This window comes from Roseicella sp. DB1501 (assembly GCF_013112485.1).
Lineage (GTDB): Bacteria > Pseudomonadota > Alphaproteobacteria > Acetobacterales > Acetobacteraceae > Paracraurococcus.
On the sequence record NZ_JABFHG010000002.1, the window covers coordinates 37,667 to 55,308 of the forward strand.

Genomic DNA, 17,642 nt, shown 5'->3' on the forward strand with positions numbered 1-17,642 from the left:
CCTCCCCCGGCCGCCGCCGGGAGCCGATGCGATGCCGATGATCCGGACCGATGATGGGATCGACCTGCATGTCGAGGAGGCCGGCAGCGGGACGCCCCTGGTCTTCGTGCATGAATTCGCCGGCGACGCCCGGAGCTGGGAGCCGCAGCTCCGCTTCTTCGCCCGCCGCTACCGCTGCATCGCCTTCAACGCCCGCGGCTACCCGCCGAGCGACGTGCCGCACGACCCGGCTGCCTATTCGCAGGACCGTGCGACCGACGACATCGCGGCCGTGATCCGCGGCCTCGACCTCGCCCCGGCGCATGTCGTCGGCCTCTCCATGGGGGCCTTCGCCACCCTGCATCTCGGCCTGCGGCACCCGCATCTGGCGCGCAGCCTCACCGCCGCCGGCGTCGGCTACGGCGCCGCCCCTGGCAAGCGCGCGCAGTTCCGCGCCGAGGTGGACGCCACCGCCGACCGCATCGCCGAGGAGGGGATGTGGAAGATGGCCCGCAGCTATGGCCGCGGCCCGACCCGCCTCGTCTTCGAGGAAAAGGACCCGCGCGGCTATGCCGAGTTCCTCTCCCAGCTCGCCGAGCACGACACGGATGGGGCGGCGCTGACCATGCGCGGCGTGCAACGGGAGCGGCCAAGCCTGTTCGAGTTCGAGGCGGCGTTCCGCCGCATGCGCCTGCCCTGCCTCGTCATTTGCGGCGACGAGGATGACCCGACGCTCGAGCCGGGGCTGTTCCTTAAACGTACCATTCCGACCAGCGCCCTCATGGTCATGCCACGCTGCGGCCATGCGATGAACCTGGAGGACCCCGATGCCTTCAACCGGGGGGTGCTCGACTTCATCACCTGGGTCGATGCCGGGCGCTGGTGGGAGCGCAACCCGGAGACGCTGTCGGGCGCGATCATCGCCGGCCCGGCCGGCCGCTGAGGCTGGCGCCGGGGCCGAGGGCATGGCGGGTTTCGCTTCGATCCACCGGCGCATCTGCGCTAGGCTCCCCGGGCGCCGCGCGCAGACGCGGCCCCGTCCAGGGAGACCACCGATCCATGAATGCCATTCCCGACCGGCGCGCCCTGCAACTGCCGCTCGACCGGTTCGACATGAGCGACCCGGCGCTCTACCAGACGCAGAGCCATTTCGCCTTCTTCGACCGGCTCCGCCGCGAGGACCCGGTGCATTGGTGCGCCGAGAGCCGCTTCGGCCCCTACTGGTCCGTCACCCGCTACAAGGACATCATGGCGGCCGAGGTGAACCACCAGGTCTTCTCCTCGGAGCTCGGCGGCATCCAGGTCCTCGACCAGCCGAAGGACATGCAACGGCCGAGCTTCATCCGCATGGACCCGCCGAAGCATGACGAGCAGCGCAAGGTGGTGCAGCCCATCGTCGCGCCGGGCAACCTCGCCAACATGGAACCGCTGATCCGCGAGCGCACGCGGATGGTGCTGGACGGGCTGCCACGCAACGAGGAATTCGACTGGGTGGAGCGCGTCTCCATCGAGCTGACCACGCTGATGCTCGCCACCCTCTTCGACTTCCCGATCGAGGAGCGCCGCAAGCTCACCTACTGGTCGGATATCGCGATCGCCGACGTGACCGACCCGGACTCGCCCGTGCGGTCCGAGGAGGAGCGCTTCGCCGAGCTCCGCGTCATGGCCGAGACCATGGGCCGCCTCTTCGCCGAGCGGCGCCAGCGGCCGCCAGGCTTCGACCTGCTCTCGATGCTGGCGCATGGCGCCGCGACGCGCGACATGCCGCTGCGCGAGTTCATGGGCAACCTCGCCCTGCTCATCGTCGGCGGCAACGACACCACGCGCAATTCCATGTCGGGCGGCCTCTACGCGCTGCACCAGAACCCGGCGGAATGGGACAAGCTGCGCGCCGATCCCGGGCTGATCCCGAACATGGTCTCGGAGATCATCCGCTGGGTGACGCCGGTGATCCACATGCGCCGCACTGCCAGCCGCGACTTCGAATTCGGCGGCAAGCGGATCCGCGAGGGCGACAAGGTCTGCCTGTGGTACGTCTCGGGCAACCGCGACCCCGAGGCGATCGAGGAGCCCGACCGCTTCCTCATCGACCGGCCGCGGGCGCGGCAGCACCTGTCCTTCGGCTTCGGCGTGCATCGCTGCGTCGGCAACCGCCTGGCCGAGCTGCAGCTCCGCATCCTCTGGGAGGAGGTGCTGGCCCGCTTCCCGCGGATCGAGGTGCTGGACGCGCCGAAGCGCATCTATTCCAACTTCATCCACGGCATCCGCAGCCTGCCGGTGCGCATCCCGGGCTAAGAGCGGCGCCGGGCCAGCCGCGGCGGGCGGCCGGTGGTCCGGCGCATGCGGTGGCTATCGCCCGGGACGCGGAGCCGGCACTCTCGGGCGATGCGACGCCTGCTCTGCACCCTGCTTCTCCTCCTCGCCAGCCCGGCCATGGCCGCCGAGCTCAAGCTGGCGAGCTGGAACATCGCCTGGCTGACCCTGCGGCCGGCGGGCGACCCCGACCTGCCGCGCGACGTGCGGCCCCGCGCGGAGGCCGATCTCGCGGCGCTGGCCGGTTATGCCCGGCGGCTGGATGCCGATGTCGTCGCCCTGCAGGAGGTCGACGGCCCGAAGGCCGCGGCCCGCATCTTCGATCCCGCCGCCTACGCCTTCTTCTTCGCCCATGAGCGCGACATCCAGCGGACCGGCTTCGCCGTGCGGCGGGGGCTGCGGGTGGTGCAGAACCCCGATCTCGCCGCGCTCGATCTGTATCCCAACTCCCGCCACTCGCTGCGCCGCGGCACCGACATCACCGTGGAGGCGGCCGGCCAGCATCTGCGGCTGCTCTCCGTCCATCTCGATGCCGGCTGCCGCGATGCGCCGCTGGCCTCGGCGGACCGAGACTGCGAATCCCTCGACCGCCAGGCGCGGATCCTGGCCGACTGGGCCATGGCGCGACGCGACGAAGGGATCGGCTTCGCCATCCTCGGCGATTTCAACCGCGCCGTCGGCAGCCCGGATGACGACCTGCTGCGCCGCCTCGCCCCGGCCGGCCCCTTGCGCCGCGCGACCGAAGGCTTCTCCGACCCCTGCTGGGCTGGCGCGCGGCATCCCCGGCGGTTCATCGACCATATCCTGCTCGGCGGCCCCGCGGTGGGCTGGATGCAGCCCGACAGCCTGCGCGTGCTGGTCTATGCCGAGCGCGAGCGGAGCTGGCGGAGCCGCCTGTCCGACCATTGCCCGTTGAGCGTGCTGCTGCGCCTGCCCTGATGCGGCGGCGCGGCGCCCGGCGCTGGGACATCATCACCGGCCATTGGAATGAGCGCTGCGGAGGGAGTGAGCGGGGATGGACATCAAGCGCATGCGCAAGCTGGCGGCGCGGTACCGGATCGCGGATGGCAAGGGCTTCCGCCTGAAGGACCACGATCCGTCCGACACTGCCTGGCTCGACCTCGACAAGGACGCGGCCAAGGCGCTGCTGCAGGACGGCATCGATCTGCTGAAGCGGCAGCAGGACATGCTCTACGCGCAGGATCGCTGGTCCGTGCTCTGCATCTTCCAGGCGATGGATGCGGCCGGCAAGGACGGCGCGATCAAGCATGTCTTCTCAGGCGTCAATCCGCAGGGCGTGCGGGTGGTGAGCTTCAAGGCGCCGGGGCCTATCGAGCGCGATCATGACTTCCTGTGGCGGCACATCCGGGCCCTGCCGGCCCGCGGCGAGATCGGCATCCACAACCGCTCCTGGTACGAGGAGGTGCTGGTCGCCCGCGTGCATCCCGAGATCCTCGCCGCGCAAGCCCTGCCCGCCGAGGTGCGCAGCAAGCGGATCTGGGAGGAGCGGCTGCAGGATATCGCCGGCACCGAGCGCTACCTCGCCCGGCAGGGGACCGTCATCCTCAAATTCTTCCTGCATGTCGGCCGGGAGGAGCAGCGGCGCCGCTTCCTCTCGCGCATCGACGAGCCGGAGAAGAACTGGAAATTCACCATGGCCGATATCGAGGAGCGGGCCTTCTGGGACGACTACCAGACGGCCTATGAGAAGGCGATCCGCGCCACCGCGGCGCCGCACGCGCCCTGGTATGTCGTGCCGGCGGACAACAAGTGGTTCACCCGGCTGGTGGTCGGCGCCGCCCTCGGCACCGCGCTCGACGCGCTGAAGCTCCACTACCCGGAGCTGAGCCCGGAAGCCAGGGCCCGGCTGCTCGAGGCGCGCCGGACCCTGGACGGCGGCGGGGACGCGCAGCGCGCAGGCGACGCTTGACGCCGGCCGCGCCGATTGCGATCCAGGGAGAGTGAGGGACCTCGTCAGCGTCGGACGCAGCGACGACGACACGCTCTGGGCTGTCTACGCGACCGTCGGCCGCACCAGCCGCGTCGCCGAGGTGTTCCGCAGCCGTGCAGCCGCCCTGGCCGACCGCGATTGGCGCGCCCAGCAGGTCCGCGCCTATGAGGATTTCCTCCGCCGATCCCTGCAGCCCGTGCCGCATTACAGCGTGGCCCCGATCAGCCGGCACGACCTGCCGCGCAAATGGACGCCCCTCCCCGCCCTGGGATTTCTCCGGGGGCAATTCATCTAAAGAGATCGCTGAAAGCCCGCTCAGGCGGTCCCATCCGATCGGGACGGGTCGCCGCCTGCCGCGTCCTCCGGCAGCAGGGCGGCGGCGATGGCCGCCCATTCCGCCTCGAGACTCGCCGCGGGTCGCTGCCGGCCGGCCCGGCGATACCAGTAATCGGCATTCGCCAGATCGCCCTCGACCCGGTGCAGATAGGCATGGACCCAGGCGCTCCCGGCATCCTCGCCCGCCTGGGCCGCGCCATGCGCCCGGTCCCAATCGCCATGCGCCTCCCACCACAGCGCCTCGAGCGGGGCCGCAAGGCCGGCGGGCGGTGCCGCCGCGCTGCGGGCGGAGTGGCGCAGGGCCTCTGGCGTCATGGCTGCCTCCATGGCCGGACTGTCGGTCAGACCAGCCCTCTTCGCAAGCTGGCAGGCGCCGGCGATTCATACTGTTTTTGATTGTGTTATGCGACGCCATGGCGCGCCGCCCGGGCGCCCCGCGTCACGTCAAAAACCGGCATTCCAGGGCAGCAGGCACCCCTATCCGGCTCGCGTCTCAGCGCAGTCAATAAAACTATTATTATTCGTGTTTTACAATTCACCCTTGTATGTCGGATTATCAGGGTTACCATGCCGTCCGTTCGTGAAATGGGCGCGCCGCCCGCCCGGCCCTGGAGTGCCATGGGGATGACCTCAACCCTTACCCGCCCCGCCAGCCCGGCCCGCGGCCTTTCGCTCCACCCGCTGCATCCGGAATTCGGCGTGGAGTTTCGCGGCATCGACCTCGCGGCCGTGCCCTCGCCCTATCTCCTCGACCTGCTGCACGACGCCCTGATCGAGCACGGCGTGCTGCTGCTCCGCGGCCAGGGCGGCCTGGCCGAGAGCGTGGCGAGCGGCCTCGCTGCGCTGGAGGCCTCCCTGCTCGGCCAGGCGCTGCACCAGGCGCCCCCCGCCCTGCCCCTTTCGGTCGGCGCCGTGCCCGACCTGCCGCCGCCGGGCTGGGCCCCTGGCCCCTTCTGGCATGCGGATCGCAGCTATGCTGCCGAGCCCAGCCTCGCCTGCCTGCTGCACGCGACCGGGACCGAGATCGCGATCGGAAGCGAGATCGCCTTCGCCGACCAGCGCCGCGCCCTGGCCAGCCTGCCGGCGGCGCTGCGCGACCATGCCGGCGCCCTGCGGGCCGTGCATGCGAATCCGCACGACCCGGCCGCCCGCACCGAGCATCCAATCGTGCGGCGGCATCCGGTGACGGGGGAGCCCTCTCTCTACGTCAACCCGGCCTTCACCACGCGCATCCTGAACCTGCCCACGGCGCAGAGCGACCGGCTGCTGCGGACGCTCCTCGCCGCCGCCACGGCGGAGGCGATCACCTGGCGGCATCGCTGGCAGGCCGGCGACGTCCTGATCTGGGACAATCGCTGCCTCCTGCACAGCGCGAGCAGCGGCCCCGCCCTGCAGTCGCTCCGCATCGAGGGCGACCGCCCGGTGCCGGCCTCGCAGCCGATGCCCTGGGTCATGGCCGGCTGACAGCCGGCCCTGTGCATGCTTGAAGCGGCACCCAGCGCCGGGGCCGCCCATGCACATCCTGCTGATCGCCTGTCATCCACGCGATGACAGTTACAACGCCGTTCTGCGCCGGACGGTGCAGGCCACGCTCGAGGCCAAGGGGCATGAGGTGCGGCTGCGCGACCTCTATGCCGAGGATTTCCGCCCCGTTCTGTCGGCTGCGGAGCATGCGGTGACGAATGCGCCGGGCGCCAACCGCGCCGGCATCGAGCGGGAGGTGGAGGACCTGCACTGGGCCGAGGCGCTGGTGCTGGTCTACCCGACCTGGTGGTACGGGATGCCGGCCATGCTGAAGGGCTGGTTCGACCGGGTCTGGCTGCCCGGCATCGCCTTCCGCATCGGCCCCGGCGCGATCGAGCCGCTGCTGACCAATATCCGGCGCATCGCCGTCGTCACCACCTACGGCTCGCCGCTCTGGCTGCTCTGGTATCTCGGCTGGCCCGACCGGAAGGTGGTGGGCCGGGGCCTGCGCCGCCTCTGCGCCCGCGACTGCCGGCTGGACTGGCACTACCTGACCCATATGGACCGGCGCGAGCGCTGGGAGCTGGAACGCTTCCTCACCCGCATCCGCGCCGCCTTCGCCGCCTGGTAGGATCGCGGCGGCCACGCCTGCTTATCGCAGCAGGCGCCGCATGGCGGTGAGGAAGGCCTCCACATCCGCCTCATCGTTGTAGACATGCGGACTGATGCGCATCCGGCCGAGCCGCGGCGCGACATACACGCCCGCCGCGGCCAGCCCCTCGATCAGCCCCTCCGGCATGCCGCGCGGGAAGCCGAGGCTCAGCACATGCGGCGCCCGCACCCACGTCGCCGGCACATCGACCGGCAGCCCCGCCAGGCCGGCGCCGAGCATCTCGGTCAGCATGGCGAGGCGGGCGGCGATGGCGGCATGGCCCCAGGCGGCCATCATCTCCATCCCGACGGCGGCCATGCCGAGCGAGATGAAATGGTCCCGCTCGCCCATGTCGAAACGCTGCGCCCCCTCGGCGAAGGCGAGGTCGGCGAAATAGGGCGCCCGTTCCGCCGCGACGGATTTCCGCGAATAGCTCGTCTGCTCGAGCGGCACCCCCTCCTGCCAGCGCTTCGCCACGTAGAGGAAGGCGCGGCCGTAGGGGCCGAGCACCCATTTATAGGTCGGGAAGATCAGGAAATCCGGGTCGAGCCGCGCCACGTCGATCGGCAGCACGCCGGCATGGTGCGTGGCATCGACCAGCAGCGCCGCCCCCTGCCGCCGCAGCGCCGCCTGCACCGCATCGAGATCCACCAGCCCGCCGTCCGACCAGTGGACCGAGGAGATTGAGGCCAGGGCCAGCGGCGCCGCGCCCGGCCGCTTGATCGCCGCGAGCAGCGCCGCGGTCCAGTCGCCATCCGACGGGCGTGCCACCGCCTCGGTCACGAAGCCGCCGGCCGGCGCCCGCTGCATCCATTCGAGGGTCGGGGCGCTGTGGTCGTCGGCCAGCAGGATCACCCGGCTGCCCGCCGGGATCGGCAGGATCTTGCCGGCCGTGGCGACGCCGAAGCCGACCGAGGAGACGAGGGCTATATCCGCCGGCGCGGCCCCGATCAGCGCCGCCGCCGCGGCGCGGGCGCGGGCGAACTCGCCGGCCTGCTCCGCCGGGCCCCAGCGCCAGGGCTGCGCCTTGCGCGCGACCCCCTCATGCCCCGCCGCCTGCACCGGCTTCGGCAGCGGGCTCCAGGAGGCGGCGTTGAGATAGGCAACCTCGCGCGGGATGTCGAAGAGGTGGCGTTGCGATGCGAGCATGCGGTCCCCTTTCCAGACGGGTGACGATGCCGTCCACCGGCATTCTCGGCCGCTGGCCCGCCGATGCAAGGGCGGCTCAGCCCGGCCCGGTGCCGAGCACGGCGTCGAGCTCCCGCCAGTCGGGCAGCTCGGCCTGCAGCACCCGGCCGCCGCGCAGCACGATCCGGTCGCTCTGCGGCCGGCTGAGCAGCTCGGTCATGCCGCGGGCCCGAAACAGCAGCAGGTCCGCCGCGACACCCCGGCGCAGCCAGCCCGCCTCCGGCATTCCCATGGCGGCGGCCGGCGTGGCGCAGGCGGCGCGCGGCCAGTCCTCCCCCGCATGGTCGAGCTGCAGGATCCGCACCGCCTCGCGATACACTTCGACCATGTCGAGATCGCCATAGGCGTAGAACGGGTCGCGGGTGTTGTCCGAGGCGACGGAGACCGGCACGCCCGCCGCCCGGAACTCGTGCACCAGGGTGACGCCGCGCCAGCGCGGCGTGCGGCCGGGCGCGCGGTCCTGCAGGTACATGTTGCACATCGGCAGGACGATGATGGCGATTCCCGCCTCGGCGCAGGCCGCGATGGTCGCGCGCGCCAGCTCTTCCGGCTGCAGCGCCAGCGAGCAGCAATGGCCGCACTGGATGCGGCCGCGGAAGCCGCGCCGCAGGGCGGTGCGGGCGATCTCGATCAGGGCGCGGGAGCCGGTCTCGCCGCTCTCGTCCACATGCAGGTCGCAATCGAGGCCGCGCGCCTCGGCCAGCGTGAAGAAGCGGTCGAGCATCGGCTGGAAATCATCGGGCAGCCGGTCATGCACCCCGCCCGAGAGGCGGGTGACCATGCCGAGCACGCCGCCTGCTTCCGCCACGATATCGGCCAGCCGCTCGCCATCCTCGCCCTGGAAGCGGTCGAGCGGCGCGATCGAGCAGCCCTGCAGGGCGATGCGCCCGGCCCAGCGCTCCCGCAGCCGGCGGAAGACGCGCCAGGAGCCGGGATCGCGCGGCGCGAAGCTTTCCAGATGCGTGCGGATCGCCACCGTGCCATGCGCATGGGCGGCGCGCAGGCTCCAGTCGAAGCGCGCCTCGATATCGGCATCGGTCCAGCCGGCGCGGTCCTCGGCGCAGGCGGTCAGCGCGCCGAGGAAATCGCCGGTCGGATTGGCATGGCGCGGCCAGATATGGCCCTTGTCGAGATGGGTATGGCCATCGACCAGGCCGGGCCAGACCTGGCCGCCCTCGCAATCCGGCCCCTCGGCGGCGCTGCCCGCCGGGGCCAGGGCGGCGATGCGGCCATCGGCGATCCGCAGGTCGAGGCGGACCAGCCCCTGCGCATCCAGAGGCCCGGGCGGCGCCCCGGCGACCAGCGCCGCCGGCGCCCGCGCATCGCGCAGCCAGTAGTCGGCGCCGCCGGCCTGGATCGCCCCGCGCAGCCGGTCCATCGCCAGGCTCATCGCCGCTCTCCCCTCTCCATGGCGCTCTCGTGCCAGCGCCGCAGCAGCAGCTGCGACAGCAGGCTCAGGGCCAGGAAGATGGCGATGCCGGCCCCCGAGATCAGCACCAGCGCGGCGAACATGCGCGGGATGCGGAGCTGGTAGCCGGCCTCCAGGATGCGGTAGGCGAGGCCGGAGGCGCGCCCCCCGGTGCCGAGCACGAATTCGGCGACGATGGCGCCGATGAGGGAGAGTCCGCCCGAGATCCGGAGGCCGGCGAGGAAATAGGGCATCGCCGTCGGCAGCCGCAGCCGCCACAGCACCTGCCAGCGGCTGGCACCGTAGAGGCGGAAGAGGTCGAGCAGGTTGTGGTCGGTGCTGTTCAGCCCGACCGTGGTGTTCGAGAGGATCGGGAAGAAGGCGACGATCCAGGCGCAGATCAGCAGGGAAAGCGTGACGTCGTCGACCCAGATGATGATCAGCGGCGCGATGGCGACGACCGGCGTCACCTGCAGGATGACGGCATAGGGAAACAGCGACAGCTCCAGCAGCCGCGACTGGGCGAAGAGCACCGCCAGCAGCAGCCCCAGCGAGGCGGCGATCAGCAGGGCGAGCAGCGTGATCTTCAGCGTCACCAGCAGCGAGGCGGAGAGCGTGGCCCAATCCTCCACCAGCGCCCCGGCGATGGCGACCGGCCCCGGCACGACATAGGGCGGGATGCCGGCGAGGCGCAGCCAGGCCTCCCATCCGCCCAGCAACAGCAGGCCGAGGCCGAGCGGCGCCAGGATGCGCAGCCAGCGCTGGCCACCGGACGCGCCGCTCATGCCGGGGAGACCGCCATCGCCTCGCCCAGCGTCGCCGAGACGGCGCGGCACTGCGCGGCGTATTCGGCCGAGGTGCGGAAGGCCTCGCCGCGCGGCGCCGGGGCGGTCACGCCGAGCTCGGCATGGATGCGGCCGGGCCGCGGCGCCATCACCGCGATGCGGCGCGCCAGGTAGACGCTCTCGAAGACCGAATGGGTCACGAAGATCACGGTAAAGCGGGCCGCCTCCCAGAGCGCGAGCAGGTCGTTGTTCAGCCGATGCCGGGTGATCTCGTCGAGCGCCGCGAAGGGCTCGTCCATCAGCAGCAGGCGCGGCCGCGTCACCAGGGCGCGGGCGATGGAGACGCGCATGCGCATGCCGCCCGAGAGGGTGCGGGGATAGGCCTGCTCGAAGCCCCGAAGCTCGACCCGGGCGAGCGACTCGGCGGCCCGCGCCGCCGCCTCGCGCCGCGGCATGCCGGCGAGGCGCAGCGGCAGCGCGACATTGGCGAGCGCCGTGGCCCAGGGCATCAGCGTCGGCTCCTGGAAGACGAAGCCGATGTCGCGCGGCCCGGGCCGGCCATGAGGCCAGTCGATGCGCCCCTCGCTCGGCGCGGCGAGGCGGGCGATCAGCCGCAGCAGGGTGGACTTGCCGCAGCCCGAGGGGCCGAGCAGGGCGAGGAAATCGCCCTGCGCCACCGCGAGATCGATCCCCTGTACGGCCAGCGTCCCTGTGGCGTAGCGCTTCCCGACGCCCCGCAGGACGAGCAGGCTCCCCGTCTCGTCGCCACCCTGCATGCCATCCCCTTGCGCATGATCGGCGCAGCATGCCGCAGCGCGGGAGGGAACGGAACGCGCCGCCCCCGTCACGCCGCGCGCGCGACCTCGCGGAACAGCGCGGCGTAGCGCGCGGCGGAGCGGCGCCAGGAGACGTCGCAGCGCATGGCATTGGCGCGGATGCGCGACCAGGCCGCGGCATCAGTGATGAGCGCGGCGGCATGCCCCAGGGCGCCGGCCAGGGCCGCCGCGTCGCCGGGGGGGAATTGCAGGCCGCTGGCGCAGCCCGCCGCCAGCGCCGCCTCATTGGCATCGATCACCGTATCGGCCAGCCCGCCGGTGCGGGCGACGATCGGCGGCGCGCCGTAGCGCAGGGCGCAGAGCTGGGCGAGGCCACAGGGCTCGAAGCGCGAGGGCACCAGCACCGCGTCGGCGCCCCCATAGCAGAGCCGCGCCAGCGCCTCGTCGAAGCCGATCGCCGCGCCCACCCGGCCGGGATGCGCCGCGGCGACGGCGCGGCATCGTGCCTCGAGCGCCGGCTCGCCGGTGCCGAGGATGGCGAGCTGGCCCCCCGCCTCGAGCAGCGCCGGCAAGGCCTCGAGGATGAGATCCATGCCCTTCTGCCAGGCGAGGCGACCGACGAAGGCGAAGAGCGGCGCCGCCGGATCGGGCAGCAGGCCGAAGTGCCCCTGCAACGCGGGCTTGTTCGCCGCGCGCGGCCCGGGCGCGGCCAGACTGAAGCGCTCGGCAAGCGCCGGGTCGGTGGCCGGGTCCCAGGCCGCATCGTCGAGCCCGTTCAGGATGCCGCTCACCACCGCGGCGCGGCCGCGCAGCAGCCCGTCGAGCCCCATGCCGCCGGCCGGCGTGCGGATCTCGGCGGCATAGCTGGGCGAGACGGTGGTGATGCGGTCGGCATACCAGAGCCCGGCCTTGAGGAAGCCGAGGCTGCCGAAATACTCCACGCCCTCGGTGCTCCAGGCCTCCCCCGGCAGGCCAAGGCGCGGGAAGAGCGCGGCCGGGAATTGCCCCTGGAAGGCCAGGTTGTGGATGGTGAAGACGGTCGGAACCTGCCGTGGCGCGAGATGCCGCAGATAGGCGCCAGCCAGTCCGGCCTGCCAGTCATGCGCATGCATCGCCTGGACGCCGAGCGCGGTCGCCGCCTCCGCCGCGGCCAGGCCGAGCGCGGCGAAGCGCTCGCCATTGTCCGGCCAGTCGCCGCCGCCCGGCGCGGCATAGGGGTTGCCGGCGCGGTCGAAGAGATGCGGCGCCTCGAGCGCCAGCAGGTCGAGCGCCCCGACCTGCGCCCGGCGCAGCCGGGCCGGGCCGAAGCGGTCGGAGAGGGTGAGGACGACCGGCGCATCGCCCACCGCCTGCATCACCGCCGGATAGCCGGGCAGCAGCGTGGTGACGTCGATGCCCTCCGTCGCCAGCGCCGCCGGGAGCGCCCCGACCACATCGGCCAGGCCGCCGGTCTTGACCAGGGGATAGGCCTCGGAGGCGACGGCGAGGACCCGCAGCGTCATGCCTCGATCCGGTCGAGCATCGCCTGGGTGACGAGGCAGATGCCCCGGTCGGTGCGTCGGAACCGCCGCGCATCGAGCGCCGGCTCCTCGCCGACCACGAGCCCCTCCGGGATATGGACGCCGCGATCCACCACGACGTTGCGCAGCCGCGCATGCCGGCCGACATCGACGCCGGGCAGCAGCACCGCACCCTCGATCTGCGCATAGGAATGCAGGCGGACGCCGGTGAAGAGCAGCGAGCGGCGGGCGGCGGCGCCGGAGACGATGCAGCCGCCCGAAACCAGGGAGGAGATCGCCTCGCCGCGCCGGCCGGCCTGGTCATGGACGAACTTCGCCGGCGGCACCACCTCGCCATAGGTCCAGATCGGCCAGTCCTTGTCGAAGATGTCGAGTGGGGGCACGATATCGGTGAGGTCGATATTCGCCTCCCAATAGGCATCGACGGTGCCGACATCCCGCCAGTAGGGCGAGATCTCCATCGCGGAGCGGACGCAGCTTTCCTCGAATCGGTGCGCCTGGGCCGAGCCCTCCCGGACCATGCGAGGGATGATGTCCTTGCCAAAATCATGCGACGAGGCGGGGTCGGCGGCGTCGCGACGAAGCTGCTCGATCAGCACCCGCGTCTCGAAGACGTAGATGCCCATGCTGACGAAGGCGCTCTCGGGCGCGTCCGGCAGGCCGGGCGGATTGGCCGGCTTCTCGATGAAGTCGACGATCCGGTCGGCGGCGTCGACCTTGACCACGCCGAAGGCCGAGGCCTCGGCGCGCGGCACCGTCATGCAGGAGACCGTGACATCGGCGCGCCGGTCGAGGTGCTGCTGCAGCATCACCTCGTAATCCATCTTGTAGACGTGGTCGCCGGCCAGGATGACGATGTGGCGCGGCGCCAGGTCCTCGATGATGTCGATGTTCTGGTACACCGCGTCCGCCGTGCCGAGATACCAGTTGTGCTCCGAGACGCGCTGGCTCGCGGGCAGGATGTCGAAGCTCTCGTTGCGCTCCGGCCGGAGGAAGGTCCAGGCGCGCTGCAGATGCCGGATGAGGCTGTGCGCCTTGTACTGGGTGGCGACGGCCATGCGCCGCACCCCCGAGTTCAGCGCGTTCGAGAGGGCGAAGTCGATGATGCGCGACTTCCCCCCGAAGAAGACGGCGGGCTTCGCCCGCTTGTCGGTCAGCTCCATCAGCCGGCTGCCGCGGCCTCCGGCGAGGACGAAGGCCATGGCGGTGCGGGCGAGCGGCCCCTCGCTGCGCAGGTGGGATTGCGGCATCGTTCCTCCCTCCGGCAGCCTGTCAGCGGCGCACCGGGACGTTCCAGATCTCCCTCGCATATTCGGCGATGGTGCGGTCAGAGGAAAACCAGCCGACCCGCGCCGTGTTGAGGACCGCGCTGCGCATCCAGCCGGCCCGGTCCCCCCAGAGCGCATCGGCGCGGCGCTGCGCCTGGAAGTAGCTGTCGAAGTCCGAGGCCACCATGAAGTAGTCGTGGCCGCGGATCGAGCCCATGAGCTCGCGGTAGCGGCCGCGGTCGTCGGGCGAGAAGACGCCGGATTCGATCGCCTCCAGCACCTCGCCGAGCCGCGGCGAGGCCTGCACGGCCGCGATGCCATGCGTGCCGTCGCGCCGCCGCGCCTCCACCTCCTCGGTGGTCAGGCCGAAGATGAAGATGTTCGGCTCGCCCACATGCTCGAGGATCTCGACATTGGCGCCGTCCAGCGTGCCCATGGTGAGCGCGCCGTTCAGCGCCAGCTTCATGTTGCCGGTGCCAGACGCCTCCATCCCCGCGGTCGAGATCTGCTCGGAGAGGTCGGCCGCCGGCACGATGGTCTCGGCGAGGGAGACGTTGTAGTTCGGCAGGAAGGCGACCTTCAGCCGGTCGCGCACCGTCGGGTCGTCGTTCACCACCCGCGCCACGTCATGCGCCAGCTTGATGATCAGCTTGGCCCGGTGGTAGCTCGCCGCCGCCTTGCCGGCGAAGATCTTCACCCGCGGCGCCCAGTCGAGATGCGGCTGCGAGCGGATCGCGTCATAGAGCGCGACCGTCTCGAGGATGTTGAGCAGCTGTCGCTTGTATTCGTGGATGCGCTTGATCTGCACGTCGAACATCGCGTCGGGATCGACGCGGAGGTCAAGCTGCTGGCGGATCAGCGCCGCCAGCGCCTCCTTGTTGCTGCGCTTGACCGCGGCGAAGCGGTCCCGGAAGCCGGCATCCGAGGCCTGCTTCGCCAGCCCCTCCAGCAGCCCGGCATCATCGAGCACCTCCGGCCCCACCGCCTCGGTCAGCAGGCCGGTCAGGCCGGGATTGGACTGTTGCAGCCAGCGGCGGAAGGTGATGCCGTTGGTCTTGTTGACGATGCGGTCGGGCGCGAGCTGGTGGAAATCGCGGAAGACGGTCTTCTTCAGCAGCTCCGAATGCAGGGCGGAGACGCCGTTGACCTTGTGCGAGCCGACGAAGGCGAGATGGCCCATGCGCACCCGCCGGCCATGCCCCTCCTCGATCAGCGAGACGGAGGAGAACAGCCGCACGTCGCCCGGCCAGCGGGCGCGGACCGAATCGAGGTGGTGGGCGTTGATCAGGTAGATGATCTGCATGTGGCGCGGCAGCAGCCGCTCCATCAGCGGCACCGGCCAGCTCTCGAGCGCCTCGGGCAGCAGGGTGTGGTTGGTGTAGCTGATCGAGCCGCGCGTCACCGTCCAGGCCTCGTCCCAGGGCATGCCGTGCAGGTCGACGCAGATGCGCATCAGCTCGGCGACCGCGATCGCCGGATGGGTGTCGTTGAGCTGGATCGCCACCTTGTCCGGCAGCGAGCGCAGGTCGCCATAGACCCGGAGATGCCGCCGCACGAGGTCCTGCAGCGCGGCCGAGGTGAAGAAATACTCCTGCCGCAGGCGGAGCTCCTGCCCGGCGGGGGACTCGTCAGACGGGTAGAGGACCTTGCTGATCGCCTCCTGCCGCACCCGGTCGGCGAGCGCGCCGACATGGTCGCCGTAATTGAAGGCCTCGAGCTTCAGCGGATCGAGCGCCCGGGCCGACCAGAGCCGCAGCGTGTTGACGTGCCGGCCGCGCCAGCCGACCACCGGGGTGTCGTAGGCGACGGCCTGCACCGTCTCGGCCGGGTGCCAGACATGCCGCACCTCCTCCTCCGAGACCCGCACCGCCTCCACCGAGCCGCCGAAGCCGATATCGTGCGCGATCTCGGGCCGGGCGAATTCCCAAGGGTTGCCGAAGGTCAGCCAGTCCTCGGGGTATTCGTGCTGCCAGCCCTCGCGCAGGATCTGGCGGAACAGCCCGTGCTCGTAGCGGATGCCGTAGCCGAAGGCCGGTATGCCGAGGCTGGCGAGGCTCTCCATGAAGCAGGCGGCCAGTCGCCCGAGGCCACCATTGCCCAGCGCCGCGTCCGGCTCCTCCTGTCGCATCGTGTCGAAATCGACGCCGAGTGGCTGCAGCGCCTCGCGCAGCGGCTCGAGCAGGCCGAGATTGCTGACATTGTCCCGCAGCAGGCGGCCGACGAGGAATTCCAGGCTGAGATAGTAGACCTGCTTCTCGCCCTGCTCGTAGGCCGCCCGCGTCGCCTCCAGCCAGCGGTCGATGACCCGGTTGCGGACCGCCAGCGCGGTCGCCAGGAACCAGTCCCGGTCGCGCGCGCCGCTCCGGCTCTTGCCCATTTCATAGGTCAGCTTGCGGACGATGGCGTCGCGGAGGGCCGACGCATCGCCGGCCTGGTCTTGTGTCTGCATGGCATCAGTCACTGGGTCGCGCTGCCTTTCGCCTGAAAGGGGCCGAGCCGCCCCATCCCGCCTCTCTAACTGCCCGAACGTTACGGCTGTTTGAAGCAAAAGCGGTGCCCTGGCGGATTTCCGTCGCTGCGGCACCGCCGGCGCCGCTCCACCCGCGCGACCCTGGCCCGCGGGCGCGGCGTCGTCCAGGCCGGCATGGCGAGAGCTGGCGGCCTCGGCCGACCGGCGGGGCGTTTCCGCCCGGCCGCGATCGATCTAGCCTTCGCAGGACAGCACGCAGGAGGGGAAACGGCATGTCGACACAGGCGCAAGGCGACGGGAAGCCGGTGAGCGGAAGCCCGGCCGGCGGCGGCCCGCTGGCCGGCATCCGCGTGCTCGACCTCACCGCCGTGGTGCTCGGGCCGCTCGCCACCCAGACGCTCGGCGACTGGGGCGCCGAGGTGATCAAGATCGAGACGACCAGCGGCGACCTGGTGCGCAATTCCGGCGTGTTCCGTAACCGCGGCATGGCCTCCGTCTTCCTCGGCGTGAACCGCAACAAACGCTCGGTCGCGCTCGACCTGAAGACGCCGGAAGGCGCCGCCGTCCTGCGGCGGCTGATCCCGACGGTGGACGTGCTGGTCACCAATATCCGCCCCGCCGGCATGGCGCGGCTCGGCTTCGGGCCGGAGCAGTGCCGGGCGCTCAACCCGCGCATGGTCTTCGCCGTCGCCACCGGCTTCGGCCAGGACGGGCCGCACCGCGCCCGCCCCGCCTTCGACGAGATCATCCAGGCCGCCTCGGGCCTGGCGGACATCGTCGGGCAGGAGGAGGGGCGGCCGCGCTTCGTGCCCTCCCTGGTCGCCGACAAGATCACCGGCATGGCGCTGGTCTCGGCCGTGCTGGCGGCGCTGCTGCACCGCGAGCGCACCGGCGAGGCGCAGCTCGTCGAGGTGCCGATGCTCGAGACCATGGCCGCCTTCGTCGCGGTCGAGCACCAGGGCGGCCATGCCTTCACGCCGCCGATCGGCGAGCCCGGCTACAAGCGCCTGCAGCACCGCAAGCCGGTCCCGACCAAGGATGGCTGGATGACCCTGCTGCCCTACAGCTCGGCCAATTGGTGCGCCTTCTTCCGCGCGGCGGGGCGGGAGGAGCTGATCGAGGAGCTCTCGGTCGAGGACCCGGTGAAGCGCAATGCCCAGATCGACCGAGTCTATGCCGCGGTGGCCGCGATCGCCCCCGGCCGCACCACTGCGGAATGGCTGGCGCTCTGCGAGGAGCACGACATCCCGGCGACCGCCTTCTCGACCATCGAGGACCTGCCGGCGCATCCGCAGATCGCGGGCGTCGGCCTGTTCCAGCCGCTGCAGCATCCGAGCGAGGGGGAGCTGCGCATGGCCCGGCCGCCGACCCGCTTCGCCGCGACGCCGGCCAGCATCCGCCGGCATCCGCCGCGACTCGGCGAGCATACCGATGAGGTGCTGGCCGAACTCGGCTACGCCCCGGAGGAGATCGCCGCCCTGGCCGAGCGCCGCGTCATCCGGCGAGGCTGAGGCCGCACCGAGGAGGGGGAT

At 71.5% G+C, this 17,642-nt stretch carries 16 protein-coding genes; 8 read left to right on the forward strand and 8 right to left on the reverse strand.

What is annotated here, in order from left to right:
- Positions 1 to 37: 37 nt before the first annotated feature.
- The 5 genes from HJG45_RS03555 (at position 38) to HJG45_RS03575 (ending at position 4,538) form a co-directional block, all read left to right on the forward strand.
- Positions 38 to 922: an alpha/beta fold hydrolase gene (locus HJG45_RS03555; RefSeq protein ID WP_217362812.1), complete on the forward strand. Its 885-nt coding sequence runs from the start codon at positions 38 to 40 to the stop codon at positions 920 to 922.
- 116 nt (positions 923 to 1,038) lie between these two features.
- Entirely contained in the window at positions 1,039 to 2,274 is a 1,236-nt protein-coding gene (locus tag HJG45_RS03560) for a cytochrome P450 (RefSeq protein WP_171610726.1), read from the forward strand.
- 90 nt (positions 2,275 to 2,364) lie between these two features.
- Positions 2,365 to 3,231 (forward strand): endonuclease/exonuclease/phosphatase family protein, encoded by an 867-nt coding sequence (locus tag HJG45_RS03565; protein ID WP_171610727.1) that lies wholly within the window; start codon positions 2,365 to 2,367, stop codon positions 3,229 to 3,231.
- Between the two features lie 76 nt (positions 3,232 to 3,307).
- A complete protein-coding gene (locus HJG45_RS03570) occupies positions 3,308 to 4,222 on the forward strand; it encodes a polyphosphate kinase 2 family protein (RefSeq protein ID WP_171610728.1) in 915 nt (304 codons plus the stop codon).
- A 31-nt stretch (positions 4,223 to 4,253) separates the two neighbouring features.
- Positions 4,254 to 4,538, forward strand: a complete 285-nt coding sequence (locus tag HJG45_RS03575; protein ID WP_171610729.1) for a hypothetical protein — start codon at positions 4,254 to 4,256, stop codon at positions 4,536 to 4,538.
- 20 nt (positions 4,539 to 4,558) lie between these two features.
- Here HJG45_RS03575 and HJG45_RS03580 read toward each other — a convergent pair whose 3' ends face one another.
- Positions 4,559 to 4,894, reverse strand: a complete 336-nt coding sequence (locus HJG45_RS03580; protein ID WP_171610730.1) for a hypothetical protein — start codon at positions 4,892 to 4,894, stop codon at positions 4,559 to 4,561.
- A gap of 309 nt (positions 4,895 to 5,203) precedes the next feature.
- Between HJG45_RS03580 and HJG45_RS03585 the strand changes: the two genes are divergently transcribed.
- Entirely contained in the window at positions 5,204 to 6,043 is an 840-nt protein-coding gene (locus HJG45_RS03585; RefSeq protein WP_171610731.1) for a TauD/TfdA family dioxygenase, read from the forward strand.
- 49 nt (positions 6,044 to 6,092) lie between these two features.
- Complete coding sequence (locus HJG45_RS03590; protein WP_171610732.1) at positions 6,093 to 6,674, forward strand: NAD(P)H-dependent oxidoreductase; 582 nt, start codon at positions 6,093 to 6,095, stop codon at positions 6,672 to 6,674.
- Between the two features lie 21 nt (positions 6,675 to 6,695).
- Here the strand turns inward: HJG45_RS03590 and HJG45_RS03595 are convergent, their stop codons facing one another.
- From HJG45_RS03595 to HJG45_RS03625, 7 genes are all read right to left on the reverse strand, one after another.
- Positions 6,696 to 7,844, reverse strand: a complete 1,149-nt coding sequence (locus tag HJG45_RS03595) for an aminotransferase class V-fold PLP-dependent enzyme (RefSeq protein WP_171610733.1) — start codon at positions 7,842 to 7,844, stop codon at positions 6,696 to 6,698.
- A 76-nt stretch (positions 7,845 to 7,920) separates the two neighbouring features.
- A complete protein-coding gene (locus HJG45_RS03600; RefSeq protein ID WP_254452273.1) occupies positions 7,921 to 9,273 on the reverse strand; it encodes a cytosine deaminase in 1,353 nt (450 codons plus the stop codon).
- Complete coding sequence (locus tag HJG45_RS03605; RefSeq protein ID WP_171610734.1) at positions 9,270 to 10,076, reverse strand: ABC transporter permease; 807 nt, start codon at positions 10,074 to 10,076, stop codon at positions 9,270 to 9,272. The genes HJG45_RS03600 and HJG45_RS03605 overlap by 4 nt, the downstream gene beginning before the upstream one ends.
- Positions 10,073 to 10,852, reverse strand: a complete 780-nt coding sequence (locus HJG45_RS03610; RefSeq protein WP_171610735.1) for an ABC transporter ATP-binding protein — start codon at positions 10,850 to 10,852, stop codon at positions 10,073 to 10,075. Before HJG45_RS03610 ends, HJG45_RS03605 begins: the two co-directional genes overlap by 4 nt.
- Positions 10,853 to 10,920: 68 nt before the next feature.
- The gene (glgA, locus tag HJG45_RS03615; protein ID WP_171611227.1) at positions 10,921 to 12,348 is read right to left on the reverse strand and encodes a glycogen synthase GlgA; all 1,428 of its coding nucleotides are present in this window, start codon (positions 12,346 to 12,348) and stop codon (positions 10,921 to 10,923) included.
- A 2-nt stretch (positions 12,349 to 12,350) separates the two neighbouring features.
- Positions 12,351 to 13,622 carry a glucose-1-phosphate adenylyltransferase gene (glgC, locus tag HJG45_RS03620; protein ID WP_171610736.1) on the reverse strand — a complete coding sequence of 424 codons (1,272 nt, stop codon included), beginning with the start codon at positions 13,620 to 13,622 and terminating at the stop codon, positions 12,351 to 12,353.
- A gap of 22 nt (positions 13,623 to 13,644) precedes the next feature.
- Positions 13,645 to 16,089, reverse strand: coding sequence for a glycogen/starch/alpha-glucan phosphorylase (locus HJG45_RS03625; RefSeq protein ID WP_171610737.1), 2,445 nt, complete (start codon positions 16,087 to 16,089; stop codon positions 13,645 to 13,647).
- Positions 16,090 to 16,382: 293 nt separating this feature from the next.
- Here HJG45_RS03625 and HJG45_RS03630 point away from each other — a divergent pair, with 293 nt between their 5' ends.
- Positions 16,383 to 17,621: a CaiB/BaiF CoA-transferase family protein gene (locus HJG45_RS03630; RefSeq protein ID WP_171610738.1), complete on the forward strand. Its 1,239-nt coding sequence runs from the start codon at positions 16,383 to 16,385 to the stop codon at positions 17,619 to 17,621.
- The last annotated feature ends 21 nt before the right edge of the window (positions 17,622 to 17,642 follow it).

What these genes read in the sequence shown, in the direction of transcription:
- HJG45_RS03590 (WP_171610732.1), top strand. Translation starts at nt 6,093, where the DNA reads ATGCACATCCTGCTGATCGCCTGTCATCCACGCGATGACAGTTACAAC.
- HJG45_RS03585 (WP_171610731.1), top strand. Translation starts at nt 5,204, where the DNA reads ATGACCTCAACCCTTACCCGCCCCGCCAGCCCGGCCCGCGGCCTTTCG.
- HJG45_RS03630 (WP_171610738.1), top strand. Translation starts at nt 16,383, where the DNA reads ATGTCGACACAGGCGCAAGGCGACGGGAAGCCGGTGAGCGGAAGCCCG.
- HJG45_RS03570 (WP_171610728.1), top strand. Translation starts at nt 3,308, where the DNA reads ATGGACATCAAGCGCATGCGCAAGCTGGCGGCGCGGTACCGGATCGCG.
- HJG45_RS03610 (WP_171610735.1), bottom strand. Translation starts at nt 10,852, where the DNA reads ATGCAGGGTGGCGACGAGACGGGGAGCCTGCTCGTCCTGCGGGGCGTC.
- HJG45_RS03625 (WP_171610737.1), bottom strand. Translation starts at nt 16,089, where the DNA reads ATGCAGACACAAGACCAGGCCGGCGATGCGTCGGCCCTCCGCGACGCC.
- HJG45_RS03555 (WP_217362812.1), top strand. Translation starts at nt 38, where the DNA reads ATGATCCGGACCGATGATGGGATCGACCTGCATGTCGAGGAGGCCGGC.
- HJG45_RS03565 (WP_171610727.1), top strand. Translation starts at nt 2,365, where the DNA reads ATGCGACGCCTGCTCTGCACCCTGCTTCTCCTCCTCGCCAGCCCGGCC.
- glgC (WP_171610736.1), bottom strand. Translation starts at nt 13,622, where the DNA reads ATGCCGCAATCCCACCTGCGCAGCGAGGGGCCGCTCGCCCGCACCGCC.
- HJG45_RS03605 (WP_171610734.1), bottom strand. Translation starts at nt 10,076, where the DNA reads ATGAGCGGCGCGTCCGGTGGCCAGCGCTGGCTGCGCATCCTGGCGCCG.
- HJG45_RS03595 (WP_171610733.1), bottom strand. Translation starts at nt 7,844, where the DNA reads ATGCTCGCATCGCAACGCCACCTCTTCGACATCCCGCGCGAGGTTGCC.
- HJG45_RS03560 (WP_171610726.1), top strand. Translation starts at nt 1,039, where the DNA reads ATGAATGCCATTCCCGACCGGCGCGCCCTGCAACTGCCGCTCGACCGG.
- HJG45_RS03600 (WP_254452273.1), bottom strand. Translation starts at nt 9,273, where the DNA reads ATGAGCCTGGCGATGGACCGGCTGCGCGGGGCGATCCAGGCCGGCGGC.
- HJG45_RS03580 (WP_171610730.1), bottom strand. Translation starts at nt 4,894, where the DNA reads ATGACGCCAGAGGCCCTGCGCCACTCCGCCCGCAGCGCGGCGGCACCG.